The 13,657-nt window shown below is 67.6% G+C and carries 13 protein-coding genes; 6 read left to right on the plus strand and 7 right to left on the minus strand.

Translation table 11 applies throughout. The annotated features are described in order from the left end of the window. Positions 1 to 129 precede the first annotated feature (129 nt). From JNK84_RS00720 to paaG, 4 genes are read right to left on the minus strand one after another with little or no spacing between them, the layout of a single operon-like run. Positions 130 to 747: a TetR/AcrR family transcriptional regulator gene (locus JNK84_RS00720; RefSeq protein ID WP_293419255.1), complete on the minus strand. Its 618-nt coding sequence runs from the start codon at positions 745 to 747 to the stop codon at positions 130 to 132. A 4-nt stretch (positions 748 to 751) separates the two neighbouring features. Next, complete coding sequence (paaK, locus tag JNK84_RS00725) at positions 752 to 2,059, minus strand: phenylacetate--CoA ligase PaaK (RefSeq protein WP_293419258.1); 1,308 nt, start codon at positions 2,057 to 2,059, stop codon at positions 752 to 754. Between the two features lie 16 nt (positions 2,060 to 2,075). Further along, on the minus strand, positions 2,076 to 2,552 hold the full coding sequence (gene paaI, locus JNK84_RS00730; protein WP_293419261.1) for a hydroxyphenylacetyl-CoA thioesterase PaaI: 477 nt from the start codon (positions 2,550 to 2,552) through the stop codon (positions 2,076 to 2,078). Beyond that, on the minus strand, positions 2,549 to 3,346 hold the full coding sequence (gene paaG / locus JNK84_RS00735; protein ID WP_293419264.1) for a 2-(1,2-epoxy-1,2-dihydrophenyl)acetyl-CoA isomerase PaaG: 798 nt from the start codon (positions 3,344 to 3,346) through the stop codon (positions 2,549 to 2,551). The genes paaI and paaG overlap by 4 nt, the downstream gene beginning before the upstream one ends. A gap of 208 nt (positions 3,347 to 3,554) precedes the next feature. On the opposite strand from paaG, the gene JNK84_RS00740 reads away from it, so the two are divergent. The 5 genes from JNK84_RS00740 (at position 3,555) to JNK84_RS00760 (ending at position 8,349) form a co-directional block, all read left to right on the plus strand. Next, entirely contained in the window at positions 3,555 to 4,715 is a 1,161-nt protein-coding gene (locus JNK84_RS00740; RefSeq protein WP_293419267.1) for an ABC transporter substrate-binding protein, read from the plus strand. 282 nt (positions 4,716 to 4,997) lie between these two features. After that, positions 4,998 to 5,870 carry a branched-chain amino acid ABC transporter permease gene (locus JNK84_RS00745; RefSeq protein ID WP_293419270.1) on the plus strand — a complete coding sequence of 291 codons (873 nt, stop codon included), beginning with the start codon at positions 4,998 to 5,000 and terminating at the stop codon, positions 5,868 to 5,870. 1 nt (position 5,871) lies between these two features. Then, positions 5,872 to 6,861 carry a branched-chain amino acid ABC transporter permease gene (locus JNK84_RS00750; RefSeq protein WP_293419273.1) on the plus strand — a complete coding sequence of 330 codons (990 nt, stop codon included), beginning with the start codon at positions 5,872 to 5,874 and terminating at the stop codon, positions 6,859 to 6,861. Then, positions 6,858 to 7,643: an ABC transporter ATP-binding protein gene (locus JNK84_RS00755; RefSeq protein WP_293419276.1), complete on the plus strand. Its 786-nt coding sequence runs from the start codon at positions 6,858 to 6,860 to the stop codon at positions 7,641 to 7,643. The genes JNK84_RS00750 and JNK84_RS00755 overlap by 4 nt, the downstream gene beginning before the upstream one ends. Before the next feature lie 4 nt (positions 7,644 to 7,647). Continuing rightward, positions 7,648 to 8,349 (plus strand): ABC transporter ATP-binding protein, encoded by a 702-nt coding sequence (locus JNK84_RS00760; RefSeq protein WP_293420335.1) that lies wholly within the window; start codon positions 7,648 to 7,650, stop codon positions 8,347 to 8,349. Between the two features lie 67 nt (positions 8,350 to 8,416). Here the strand turns inward: JNK84_RS00760 and JNK84_RS00765 are convergent, their stop codons facing one another. Next, complete coding sequence (locus tag JNK84_RS00765; protein WP_293419279.1) at positions 8,417 to 10,528, minus strand: TonB-dependent receptor; 2,112 nt, start codon at positions 10,526 to 10,528, stop codon at positions 8,417 to 8,419. A gap of 354 nt (positions 10,529 to 10,882) precedes the next feature. Between JNK84_RS00765 and JNK84_RS00770 the strand changes: the two genes are divergently transcribed. Then, the gene (locus tag JNK84_RS00770) at positions 10,883 to 11,251 is read left to right on the plus strand and encodes a hypothetical protein (protein WP_293419282.1); all 369 of its coding nucleotides are present in this window, start codon (positions 10,883 to 10,885) and stop codon (positions 11,249 to 11,251) included. Between the two features lie 20 nt (positions 11,252 to 11,271). Here JNK84_RS00770 and JNK84_RS00775 read toward each other — a convergent pair whose 3' ends face one another. After that, entirely contained in the window at positions 11,272 to 12,279 is a 1,008-nt protein-coding gene (locus JNK84_RS00775) for a 4-hydroxyproline epimerase (protein ID WP_293419286.1), read from the minus strand. Positions 12,280 to 12,347: 68 nt separating this feature from the next. Continuing rightward, positions 12,348 to 13,523, minus strand: coding sequence for a sensor domain-containing diguanylate cyclase (locus JNK84_RS00780; RefSeq protein ID WP_293419289.1), 1,176 nt, complete (start codon positions 13,521 to 13,523; stop codon positions 12,348 to 12,350). Between the last annotated feature and the right edge of the window lie 134 nt (positions 13,524 to 13,657).

Genomic DNA, 13,657 nt, shown 5'->3' on the forward strand with positions numbered 1-13,657 from the left:
TGTTGCGGCGCGATAGGGTGCTGACCGAATGCCCGACCCGGCGAGGTCGGTCAAGGACGGCAGGCGCGGCCGGACTTCACGAATTGTACGTTTGGAAGGGCTCGAAAGTGAATTTCGGCTGCTTGCGGCCTATTCGGCAGCGACCCTTTGCGCGGCCTGCGTCACGTCGCGGGCGCCGGCGAGGATCAGGTTCGTGGCAAGGTCCGCATAGGCTTCGCGCGACATGGAGCCGCCGGGGCGGAACCACATATAGTGCCAGTTGAGCATGCCGAAGAGCGACATGGTCACGGGCTTGAGGAACGGCGAATCGCCGAGCGCCGGCACGGCATGGACCAATGCCTCGGAGAAGATGCCGACGAGTTGGCGCTCCACGGCCTTCAGTTCCGTCTGCGATTCCTCCGGCAGGCGGGACAGCTCGTTGACCTGAATCTTGTGGAGCGCGTCGGCGTCCCGGTAGGCCTCCAGCAAGGCATGGACGATGGCGCGCAGGCGGCCGGCCTGATCCGACTTTCGCACCGCCGCCTCGACCGTCTCCAGGAGATCGGCGAGGTGGCGGCGGATGATATCGACAAGGAGCTGCTCCTTGTTCGGATAATAGTGATAGATCAGCGCCTTGGAGACATTGCAGGCGGCCGCGATGTCGTTGATCGAGGTGCGGTCGTAGCCCTGCCGCGCGAAGAGATCGGCGCAGGCATGCAGCAGCAGCCGGCGCTTCTCGTCATAGTCGGCGGCGCGGGGACGGGCCACGGCGTCAGTCCCTCGGCCGGTTGTCGACGACGCGGCGCGCCTTGCCGCCGGAACGCTCCAGCGCCCCGGCCGCCAGAACGCTGACCGTGCAGGAGACGCCGATCGTGTCCTTGACCTGCTGGCAGAGGCGGTCGCCAGCGCGGCGGGCCTCGCCCTCGGCGCAGTCAGGACGGGCCTCGACGCGAATGTCCATCGTGTCGAGGCGGCCCTCGCGGGCGAGCACGACGAGATAGTGCGCCGAGAGCTCGGGCAGGGTGAGGATTTTCTCCTCGATCTGGGTCGGGAAGACGTTGACGCCGCGCACGATCATCATGTCGTCGGAACGGCCGGTGACCTTCTCCATCCGCCGCATCGAACGGGCGGTGCCGGGCAAGAGCCGGGTCAGGTCGCGCGTGCGGTAGCGGATGATCGGCATGGCTTCCTTGGTCAGCGAGGTGAAGACCAGTTCGCCCTTCTCGCCATCGGGCAGCACGCGGCCTGTCGCGGGGTCTATCACTTCGGGGAAGAAATGGTCCTCCCAGATATGCAGGCCGTCCTTGGTCTCCACGCATTCGTTGGCGACGCCGGGGCCGATCACTTCCGACAGGCCGTAGATGTCGACGGCGTCCATGGCGAAGGCGTCCTCGATCTCCGCGCGCATCGAATTGGTCCAGGGCTCGGCGCCAAAAATGCCGATCTTGAGGGCGGTCGAACGCGGATCGACGCCGATGCGCCGGAACTCGTCGAGGATGGCCAGCATGTAGCTCGGCGTCACCATGATGATGTCCGGCTCGAAGTCCTGGATGAGCTGGACCTGTCTCTCTGTCATGCCGCCGGAGACCGGGATCACCATGCAGCCGAGCTGCTCCGCGCCGTAATGGGCGCCCAGGCCCCCGGTGAACAGGCCGTAGCCGTAGGAGATGTGGATCTTCATGCCGGGCCGGCCGCCCGCCGCGCGGATCGAGCGTGCGACCACCGAGGACCAGGTGTCGATATCCCTCTGGGTGTAGCCGACGACGGTCGGCTTGCCGGTGGTGCCGGAGGAGGCGTGGACGCGGACGACCCTGTCCTGCGACACGGCGAACATGCCGAAGGGGTAGTTGTCGCGGAGGTCCGCCTTGGTCGTGAAGGGGAATTTCCCGAGGTCTTCGAGACGCTGGAAATCGGACGGATGGACGCCAGCCGCGTCGAACTTTGCCCGATAGGCCGGCACGTTGTCGTAGGCGTGGCGGAGCGTCCAGCGCAGGCGTTCGGTCTGGAGTGCGGCGATCTCGTCGCGGGAAGCGACCTCAATCGGGTCGACGAGCGGCTGGTAGCGGGTCCTGTCGAGCATGATTGCCTCCGGGGGGTCAGAGGGCGGGGTGATCGGGCGCGATCGCGCCGCCGAGCGTGCGCGAATGGCCACGGAAGACAGCGATGGTCTCGCCGGCCTGATTGGTGACGGTGACGTCGGTGATACCCGAGCGGCCCTGCCGGTTGATCTCGCGCGCGGTGGCGGTGAGCACGTCGCCGAGCTTGCCGGGGCTGAGGAAGGTCACGGCGCAATGCTGCGCCACCGTCTTGGTGTTGTGGCTGTTGCAGGCGAAGGCGAAGGCGCTGTCGGCGAGGGTGAAGATGTAGCCCCCGTGGCACATGCCGTGGCCGTTGGTCATGGTCTTCACCACGGGCATGGTCAACGCCGCCGTGCCCGGGCCGGACTGGACGATGGTCATGCCGAGGGCCTGGCTGGCATTGTCGTCCGCCCACATGGCGGCCGAGGCGGCGCGGGCGACGGCGTGGTGGTCCACCGGTTTGCCAAAGGCGTCGTTCATGGCTTCGGTCGTCATGGCCGGTCCCCGAAGACGGGCTTGCGCTTCTCCATGAAGGCGGAGACACCCTCCTCGTAGTCGCGGCCGCGGCCGAGGCGCCGCTGCTCGTCGCGCTCATAGTCGAGCTGGGCGTCGAGGCTCGCATCGGCGGCGTGTTCGAAGGCGCGCTTGATGGCGTCGAGACCGGTCGCCGAGGAAGTCCCGAAGCGGGCGCAGAGCGTCCGCGCCTCGGTGAGGAGGTCGGCGTCATCGACCACCTTCCAGACGAGGCCCCAGCTCTCCGCCACGTCGGCCTTGATGGTCTCGCCGGTCATCGCCCAGGCGCGGGCGCGGGCAGGTCCGATCAGACGTGGCAGCAGGGCGGTAGCGCCGGAATCCGGGACAAGTCCGATCTTCACGAAAGCCTGTCCGAAGCTCGCGGAGCGACCGGCCAGCGTCACGTCGGCGGCGAGCGCCAGCGACACGCCCGCGCCGGCGGCGATGCCGTTGACCGCGCAGACGACGGGGAAGGGCAGGGCGCGCAACTTGCGGATCAGCGGATTGTAGTTCTTCTCCAGCGTGTCGCCGAGATCGGGCGTGTCGCCCGCCTGCGGCTGTATCTCCGGATCGGCGAGATCCTGTCCCGCGCAGAAGCCGCGGCCCTGGCCGGTGATCAGAACGGCCCTGCAGGATTTGTCGGCCTCGGCCGCTTCGAGCGCGGCCCTGAGCGCGCGATGCATTGCGCCGGTGAAGGAGTTCAGCTTGTCCGGCCGGTTGAGCGTCAGGACGCGATAGCCATCCGCGACCTCGACGAGCACGCTCGTCTCGTCCATTCTTGCCTCCAGCATTTCCTCGTGCCGATGCATTGTCCGGCGGGAGCCGGCCGCATCGTTTTTCATTCGGTCCGCCGTTTGACCACTTGACTGACCGGGCGGTTGGTTAATTAAATACGCGGCAGCCGCGAGGTGTCAATCAGGGCCGGACGACAAGAGCACCTGAACCGCCCCGCGCAGGAAACGACGGTTTAATGGGAGGACTGCCATGGCGGGTTGGACCCGACGTGTATTTGCCGGCGCGGCCGCTGCGGCGCTGATGGCCTTTGGCGCTTCGGCCGTACAGGCGCAAATCAAGATCGGCGCGGTGCTCTCGGTCACCGGCCCCGCCTCGTTCCTTGGCGACCCCTCGAAGAAGACCCTCGAAATCTATGTCGAGCAGATCAATGCGGCCGGTGGGATCAACGGCCAGCGCCTCCAGCTGATCATTTATGACGATGGCGGCGACGCCAATCAGGCGCGCACCTTCGCGACGCGTCTGATCGAGGACGACAAGATCGTCGCGATGGTCGGCGGCTCGACCACGGGCACGACCATGGCGATGATCCCGCTGTTCGAGGAAGCCCGCATCCCGTTCATCTCGCTCGGCGGCGCCATCCAGATCATCGATCCCGTGCGCGCCTACACGTTCAAGACGCCGCACACGGACCGCATGGCCTGCGAGAAGATCTTCCAGGATCTGCAGCGCCGGCGGCTGACCAATATCGCGATGATCTCGGGCACGGACGGCTTCGGCGCCTCCATGCACGACCAGTGCGTGGCGGTCGCGCCGCGCTACGGCGTGACCATCGCCCACACCGAGCGCTACGGCCCGCGCGATTCCGACATGACGCCGCAGCTCACCAACATCCGCAACCGGCAGGGCGTGCAGGCGGTGGTCAATGCCGGGTTCGGGCAGGGGCCGGCCATTGTGACGCGCAACTATGCGCAGCTTCAGGTGCCGCATCCGCTCTACCAGAGCCACGGCGTCGCCTCCAAGCAGTTCATCGACCTCGCGGGCGATGCGGCGAACGGCGTGAGGCTGCCCGCTTCCGCGCTGCTGGTCGCCAGCATGCTGCCCGACAGCGATCCGCAGAAGTCGGTCGTCGTCAACTATGCCCGTACCTTCGAGCAGAAGACCGGACAGCCGGTTTCGACCTTCGGCGGCCATGCCTATGACGGCCTGATGATCCTCGTCGAGGCGATCAAGAAGGCTGGCGCCGACCCCCGCAAGATCCGCGACGCCATCGAGGCGACGCGCGGCTTCATGGGCACGGCGGGCGTCGTCAACATGAGCGCCACCGACCATATGGGTCTCGACCTCACGGCGTTCCGGATGCTGGAAATCCGCAACCGCGACTGGACCATCGTCCCGGAAGGCGGAAGCTGAGGCGGGCAGTCGGGTTTGGGTAGCCGGCAGTCGCCAAGGATCGGCTGTCGGCTACGGTGGATCTGAGCGCCTGCACGGGGCGAGTGCGTCCTTCGAGGCCCGCCCTGTCAGGCTCGCACCTCAGGGCGAGGTGGGCCGCGAACTGCATTCCGGTGGACGATGCACGGCGGCCAGAAATCCGCCGTGCTCAATGCCAAACGCCACCTTGCTCATCCCGAGGTGCAAGCGAGGCAAGCCTCGAAGGACGCAATTCCCCTGATGTCGAAGCCCCAAGACTGATCGATGGCTGAGTTCCTCCAGTTCGCCTTTTCGGGGCTGACCGTCGGCGCGGTCTATGCGCTGGTCGCGCTTGGCTTCACGCTGATCTACAACGCCTCGGACGTCATCAATTTCGCGCAGGGCGAGTTCGTCATGCTGGGCGGCATGGCGACGGTGTTCCTGTCGCTGGCCGGCGTGCCGGTGCCGCTCGCCGCGCTCATCGCGGTTGCGGCGACGACGGTGGTCGGGCTCGGTCTCTACAAGCTCGCCATCGACCCCGCGCGCGGCGCCTCGGCCGTCACCTTGATCATCATCACGATCGGCGCCTCGATCTTTCTGCGCGGCGTCGCGTCCATCGTCTTCGACAAGCGCTTTCATTCCCTGCCGCACTGGTTCGGCGACCGGCCGCTGACGGTCGCGGGTGCGTCCGTGCTGCCGCAGAGCCTCGTGGTGCTGGCGGGCGCGCTGGTCGTCGTGGTGCTGCTCTGGGCCTTCTTCGAGCGCACGCTGTTCGGCAAGGCGGTGCTCGCCACCGCCGCCAACCGCGTGGCGGCGAAGCTTTCGGGGATCGATACCGGCTTTGTCGTCGGCTTTTCCTTCGCCGTTTCCGCGGCCATCGGCGCGGTCGCCGGCGTTCTGGTGACGCCGATCACGCTGACGAGCTTCGATGTCGGCACGCTGCTGGCGCTGAAGGGGTTTGCCGCGGCCATGCTCGGCGGCATGGGCCACCCGGTCGGGGCGGTGGTCGGCGGCCTCGTCGTCGGGCTGCTGGAAGCCTTCGGCGCCGGCTACATCTCCTCGCAATACAAGGACGCCATGGCCTTCATCGTCATTCTTGCCGTGCTCTTCGCCATGCCCAACGGGCTGTTCGGCCGCACACGCATCGAGCGGGTCTGACATGACGGGCCATTCCCCCGACATCGCGGCACTGTCCGCCACCGGACTGCTGGCGCGGCTGGCATCGGGCAAGCTGGCCGTGCTGCTCGTTCTGGCCCTGCTCGTGGCCGTGCCGCCTCTCTTTTTTCCCTCCGGTTTCTACTACCGGGTCGGCGCCATCGTCTGGATCCTCGCCATCGCGACCATCGGGCTCAATCTCCTGATGGGTTTTGCCGGGCAGGTCAGCCTCGGCCACGCCGGGTTCCTCGGCATCGGCGCCTACGCTGTCGCGCTGCTGCCGTCGCGATACGGAGTTCACGGCATTGTCGCCATGGTGATCGGCGCGGCGCTGTCCGCGCTCATCGCCTGGGTCGCCGGGCGGCCGATCCTGCGCCTGCGCGGCCATTATCTCGCGGTCGCCACGCTCGGCTTCGGCATCCTCATTTCCATGGTGCTGACCAACGAGCAATGGCTGACCGGCGGGCCGGACGGCATGCGCGTGCCGCGGCTCGTCCTGTTCGACTGGCCGGTGCGCGGGTCGGACACCTGGTACTGGATCGGCGGCGGGGCGATGCTGATCGCCGCCTGGCTGGCGCTGAACCTCGTCGACAGCCCGACGGGGAGGGCGCTGCGCGCGATCCACGATTCCGAGGTCGCGGCGCGTGTCGTCGGTGTCGATGTCGCCCGCTACAAGCTCGCCGCCTTCGTCATCTCGGCGGTCTATGCATCGATCGCGGGCAGCCTGCTCGCCTTCTTCGACGGCCATATCACGCCGGATACCGCGGGGTTCCTCCGCTCCGTCGAACTGGTGACGATGGTGGTGATCGGCGGCATGGGCTCGGTTGTCGGCTCGGTTATCGGCACGCTGGTCATCGTGGTCCTGCCGCAGACGCTGACCTTCCTCTCCGACTACAAGCACATCATGGTCGGCGCCTTCATCATGCTGTTCATGATCTTCCTGCGTGCCGGCATCGTGCCGAGCCTCGTCGCCCTCGTCAGGAGGCGTGGATGAGCGTGATTCTGGAGGCGGAGAACCTCGGCATTTCCTTCGGCGGCGTGAAGGCCGTGGACGGCGTCTCGTTTCGCGCCGAGGCGGGGCGGATTCTCGCCATTATCGGGCCGAATGGCGCCGGCAAGACGACGCTGTTCAACATGGTCTCGGGCGTTTATCTGCCGAAGGCGGGTGCCGTCAGGCTCGGCGGAGAGGACGTCGCCGGCATGGAGCCGCATGCCCTCGCGGCGCGCGGGCTCTCGCGCAGCTTCCAGAACCTGCAGATCTTCTTCCGCATGACGGCTGCCGAGAATGTCATGGTGGGCCGGCACCGCCACGAGGCGCGGGGAGTGCTCGCCCATCTGCTGGCCCTGCCTTCGGTGGCGCGGCAGAACCGCGCGACGCGGGCGAAGGCGCTGGAACTGCTGGATGTCGTGGGGCTGCGTGAGCAGGCCGACATACCGGCGGGATCGCTGCCCTATGGCGCGCTGAAGCGGCTGGAGATTGCGCGGGCGCTGGCCACGGAGCCGCGAGTCCTGCTCCTCGACGAACCGGCTGCCGGCTGCAATCCCGTCGAGACCGAGGAGCTCGACCAGGTCATCCAGCAGATCGCGCAATCCGGTGTCGCCGTGGTGCTGGTCGAGCACGACATGAAGCTGGTCATGAAGATCTCGAGCCGCATCCTCGTTCTCGATCACGGCAAGCCGCTGGCGGAAGGGACGCCAGCCGAGGTGCGGGCGCATCCGGACGTGATCCGCGCCTATCTCGGCAGCCATGGTGCGCGGGAGGCGGCCGGTGTCTGACGTGTTGCTGGCGGTGGAGAACCTGCGCTCATCCTACGGGCGCATCGAGGCGCTGCACGGCGTGTCGCTCGAGGTGCGGCGCGGCGAGATCGTGACGCTCGTCGGCGGCAATGGCGCCGGCAAGACGACGCTGATGCGCGCGATATCGGGCGTGCAGCCGGTGACGGCGGGCGCGATCCGCTTCAAGGGCGAAGCGATCAGCCGGATCGATGCGCACAGGCGCGTGGCGCTCGGCATCGCGCAGGTGCCGGAGGGCCGGCAGATCTTCGCGCCGCTCTCGGTGGCTGACAATCTGAGGCTCGGCGCCTGGTCGCGGAAGGACGAGGGTGTCGTCGCCGATATCGAGGACATCTATCGCCAGTTCCCGGTGCTGAAGGAGAAACGCGACCTTCAGGCCGGCGGCCTGTCCGGCGGCCAGCAGCAGATGCTGGCGCTCGGCCGCGCGTTGATGGCGAAGCCCGAACTGATCCTTCTCGACGAGCCGTCCATGGGCCTTGCGCCCATTCTGGTGGAGCAGATCTTCGAGGCCATCGCGGGCCTGAAGACGCGAGGCATCACGGTGCTGCTGGTCGAGCAGAACGCCATGCAGGCGCTCGCCATCGCCGACCGGGGCTATGTGATCGAGACGGGCACGATCACGCATAGCGGGGAAGGGCGGGCACTGCTCGACGATCCGAAGGTGCGGGGGGCCTATCTGGGGGTGTGAGAGGGAGTTTGGCCTCGCATCAGCGACGTGCGGTGCACGGCACAGAGCGCGGGCCGGCGCCCCTCCCCTAGAACCGCACCGTCGTGAAGAACCTGACGCTCCGGCCGGGCATCAGGACCTCGTCCTTCTTGAACGAGACGGCGTTGCGGATGTTCTCGTCGAGCAGGTTGCTGCCGACGAGCCCGAAGGTCACGTCCTTGGCACCGGAGCCCGGCCGCATCGCCATGCGGTAGCTGAGCTCGGCGTTGAGCAGGTTGTAGCCCGGCGTGCGTGTTTCCTCCGGCGCGGTCTCGTTCTGGCCGAAAGCATGGAGCAGCGTCACGCGGGCGAACCAGTTGGCGTCGCGCCAGTAGAGGCCGCCGCCCAGCCGGTGCGGCGGGATGCGCGGCACGTTCGAGCCGTCGGCGAAGCGGGCGCGCACGAAATCATACTGGCCCTCGACGCCGAACGTGCCGCCGGCGAACTCGCCGATATCGTACTGGCCGCGCAGTTCCGCCCCGTAGAAGGTGGCGTCCTGCTGGGCGAAGACGAGCTGGCGCAATTCGGTGCCGCCGCCCGTGCCGCAGCTGGCGAAATCGTCGTCGCAGGTGAGGCCGGTCAGGCGCTTGTAGATGAAGCCCGAGAACCGCGTGTAGTAGGCGGTGGCGTCGAGCCGGAACGGACCCTGCGCGCGGCGCAGGCCGACCTCGATGGTTTGCGCCGATTCCTTCGCGAGGTTCGGATTGCCGATCTCGAAAGTGCCGGACGCCTCGTGCGGACCTCTCGAGAACAGTTCCTGCGCGCGCGGCGCGCGCTGCACGTAGGAGCCGGTGACGCTGCCCACGAAGCCGAGCGGCAGGTTCTGCAGGATGCCGAGGCTGGCGCTGAAGGGCGTGAAGCTGCGGGTCGCCGCGAACTCGACCGGCGCGCCCGAGCCGCCGTCGAAATCGCCGGGGAAAGTGGAACCCGTGCCGCCGACGCGAACCTGTTCGACGCGCACCGAACCCTGAAGGCGCGTCGCCGGAGACAGGGCCAGCTCGTTGAACAGGAAGGCGGCGGCGCTGCGCGTCGCCGCCGGCGCAATCAGCCCGCCTGCCTCGCCGGAGGTGCCAAGATTCTGCCCGCCGAGCTGGACCCCGAAGACCGAGTTCCAGGTGCCGATGGATGTCGTCAGTGGCCGGAAGGCCGTCTCGACACGCGCCTCCACCTCCTGGTTGCGGAAGCGCGCGGCATTCTCGAACAGGCCGCCATGCAGGTGCTGCTCGTCGTGGCGATAGAGCGAGCCGCCGAGCCAGAAGCGGACATTGTCGACGACGGACCCGTCGAAGCGGATTTCTCCTTTCGATTGCAGGCGGGTCTGGATCATGTCGATCCGGACACCATGCGCGGCGGCTTCCGTGCCAGGAATGCCGTAGAGCGAGCGGAATTGAGATATGGCCGCGCCGATATAGCCCTGATCGAAGAAATAGGAGGCGCCGAACGAGCCGCCGAACGAATTGGCGAAGGAGTTCGCCTGCCGGCCGCGGGGGATCGCGTAGTCGCCGGCATTGCGGCCGAAGACGTCGGCCGACCACGCCCAGTTGCCGGAGGAACCGCGCATCTGCGCCGCGCCGTCGAGGCCACGATCGCCGGACGAGACACCACCGCGCACCATGCCGGAGACGATGCCGTCGGGGCCGAGGCGGGTCGGGATGCGCTCGTTGGTGACGTTGACGACGCCGCCGATGGCCTGCGAGCCGAAGCGCAGCGCGGCCGGACCACGGATGACCTCGATGCGCTCGGCGGCGAGCGGATCGATCGGCACGGCATGGTCCTCGGAGAGGTCCGAGACATCCTGTGCGCCGACGCCGTTCTCCTGAACGCGCACGCGCGCATTGTCGAGGCCGCGGATGATGGGCCGGCTCGCGGCGTTCGGCGCGAAGCCGGAACCGGTCATGCCGGGCAATGTGAAAAGCTGGTCGCCGAGCGTGCGGCCGCCATTGCGCTGGATCTCGCCCTCGCCGACGACGGTGACAGGCACGAAGGCGCGGTCGATGACGCGGAGCTGGCCTTCGGAGAGACCCGCGAGCGGAGCTGGCGGCGACACTCGACGTGCCTCGATGACGATCTCCGGCAGTTCCGTCTGGCCGCGTGCGGCGGGCGCGAGCGCCAGTGCCGCAAGACTTGCGGAGGACCAGATGGCGAGGGGCCGGATGCGCATGGCGTCGATGCTCGAATTTGTAATGTTACAACATTACATAGAGCGCCGACGATGTACTCTGTCAAGCGGCGGACGGGGAACGCTCGGGATGGGTTGTGGAGCAATCCCGCCGGATCAGGGTTTGCAACGTTTGGTGTCCCTGGCGATCGCGGGCGCTACCGGGCGGAAGCATGCTGGATGACGGCATGGCGGGAAGCGGCGATCGGAAGCGCGATGCTTCACACCGATTGCCACGCAGAAATGCGGGCCGCGCCCGGAACCGACCGGCTGAAACAGGCGGGCGTCATATCAGCGGCAAGCAAACACAAGCCTGCGGCGCCGATGGCGGCGCGACCGACGACAAGGATCCGAACCATGACCACCGCCCGCCGTCGCAGCGTTCTTTTCGGCGCTCTCGCCGCAGCGACGCTGTTCTCCGCCAGCGCCAGGGCCCTGACACCGCTGCCGCCGGTCACCCTGTTCAAGGTCGTCGGTCCGCGCGACGAGATCTTTATCGGCCTGCTGACGGCTGAGCTCGAAGCACTTGGCGGCGGCTCGCCGGCCGAGGCGATCTCCAAGAAGGTCGCGACCGATGGTCAGATGACGGTCTGGCAGTACTCCGTCCGCCGCGGCGACGGCGGGGTGCTGGTGATGGCGCCTGTCGCGAAGGTCGGTGTCTTCGCCGCCGGCGTCCTGCGCATCGAGCCCTACGCCACGTCCTATCAGGTCCTCACGCCGAACTGAGCGGCGCGAGGCCGGCGGATCTAGCGATCCGCGACCTGAAAGCCCCGCCAGTAAGGGTCGCGGTCATCGACATAGATCGTGTTGAGGCCGGTCACCCGCGCCCAGCCCTCGATGGACGGAATGATCGCATCGAGACCGCCGACCGTCGCGCGGCCCTCGATCCGGCCAGTAAACTGCGAGCCGATGATGGATTCATGGATGAAGGCCTCGCCCTCGGCCAGCCGGCCGGTGGCGGCGAGTTGCGCCATGCGGGCCGAGGTGCCCGTGCCGCAGGGCGAGCGGTCGATGGCCTTGTCGCCATAAAAGACCGCGTTGCGCGCCGAGCCGCCGTGGCGTGGCGCGCCGGTCCAGAGGAGATGGGTCAGACGATCCAGCGCCGGGTTCTCCGGATGTACGATCTGGTGGCGGGCATTGAAGGCGCTGCGCAGCAGGCCGGAGAAGCGGATCACCTCCGAAGGCTGCAGGTCGTCGAGGTCGGCATAGCCCGGCTGCGGCTCCACGATCGCGTAGAAATTGCCGCCGTAGGCGACATCCACGGTCAATGTTCCCAGGCCCTCGATCGCCACCTCGTAGCCGCGCCCGAACAGGAACGATGGCACGTTGGTAAGGCGCACGCTTTCGACATAGGGACCGTTCTGGACGTAGCGCGCCTCGACGAGGCCGGCCGGCGTATCGAGCATCAGGATGCCGGGCGTGCGCGGCGCGACGAGGCCATGCTCGATGATGGTCGTGACCGTGCCGATGGTGCCGTGCCCGCACATGGGCAGGCAGCCGGACGTCTCGATGAACAGGATGCCGACATCGCAGTCGGGGCGGGTTGGCGGATAGAGGATCGAGCCTGACATCATGTCGTGGCCGCGCGGCTCGAACATCAAGCTGGTGCGGATCCAGTCGTGGCGCGCAAGGAAATCCTGCCGCCGCTCGAACATGGTGGCGCCGGCAAGCTGCGGGATCGAACCGCCGATGACCACGCGGACGGGATTGCCGCAGGTGTGGCCGTCAATGCAGGAAAAGGTGAATCGGGGCATGGGGATCATATCCGACGCGCGAGGCCCCGTCGGTATGGGGCGCGCCGGAACGCGGCGCAACCATCCTGTCAGGCCGTCGCTCCGGTGACGGGGCTGCCGAGAGGGGAGACGCCATCCGACGGCACCAGTGGCGCAGCTTCTCCGGCGTCCTGCATCGAGGCCATGCGCACCGCCGAACGGCCCTCGGCCTTGGCCGCATAGAGCGCCTCGTCGGCGGCGGCGAGCAGCGAGGGGATGTCGGCGCCGTGCTGCGGCGCGCAGGCGATGCCGATGCTCACCCCGATGCGGCAGGCGCCGCCGTCCAGGTCGTAGAGCCCGGAAATGCGCGTCGAAAGCCGGCGTCCGAAGGCCAGTGCCTCCTCGGTCGTCAGGCTGTCCGCCAGCACGACGAATTCGTCACCGCCAATGCGCGCCGTGACGTCGCCAGACCGCACCGACCGGTCGATGACCTCGGCAACCTGCTGCAGGATGCGGTCGCCGGCGGCATGGCCGCGCGTGTCGTTGACCTGCTTGAATCCGTCGAGGTCGAGGTAGAACACGGCAAAGCCTGTCTGCCGCCGCCGCCCGAGCAGTGCCTGCATGCCGGTGACGAGGCGGCCGCGGTTGCCGAGGCCGGTCAGTTCGTCGTGCGAGGCGCGATGACGGTTCTCGTGCTCGGCGAGCATGGTGGAGACCAGCATCCGGTTCAGCTTGAAGGCCGCCATGGTCATGCTGAGGAGATACATCGGCACCAGCACGGCGATCAGCGTCATGACCGGTTCCCCGGACAGGATGGCGCCCGCGCTGGTCGGCAGCAGCGACAGCATCATCATGGCGGTGGCGATGCGGGGAGCGGCGAAATTGCGGAAGCACATGCCGCCGACCATGGCGACGGTCGGGACGGCAACCAGCGTCGCGACGATCCAGTCGCCGGAGGTCATGGCGAAGAACACGCCGAAGCCGAGACTGCCGCCCCAGGCGAGTGCGAGCATGATGTTGAGGTTGGTGAAGGTTGGCTCGCCCCGCGGCGCGGCCCGCATGGAATGAACCAGAACCGCGAGACGCGAGACGCCGACCAGCAGTTCGATTCCGAGCCAGATGAGGAAGGCAGGGCGCGGGTCGTAGAAGGCGACGACGACCGGAGAAATCAGGGTTGCCAGCAGGCCGCCGAAGAAGACCGGAAGGCTGCCGAACATCTCGGCGATCAGGCGATGGCGGATCACGTCGGGCGTGCCGGCTGGTGCCCCCGCGAGCCAGCGCGTCAACCGCCATGTCGGGGGTGAGTATACGGCCTCGGCCGGCGGCATTCACGCGTCTCCGTTGGTTCGGAGGCAGACGTGGCACAGTGACAAATAACGGATGGTGAATCGGTGAAACGGCGCGCGATCGATGCCTAACG

Source organism: Phreatobacter sp. (assembly GCF_016793595.1).
GTDB lineage: Bacteria > Pseudomonadota > Alphaproteobacteria > Rhizobiales > Phreatobacteraceae > Phreatobacter.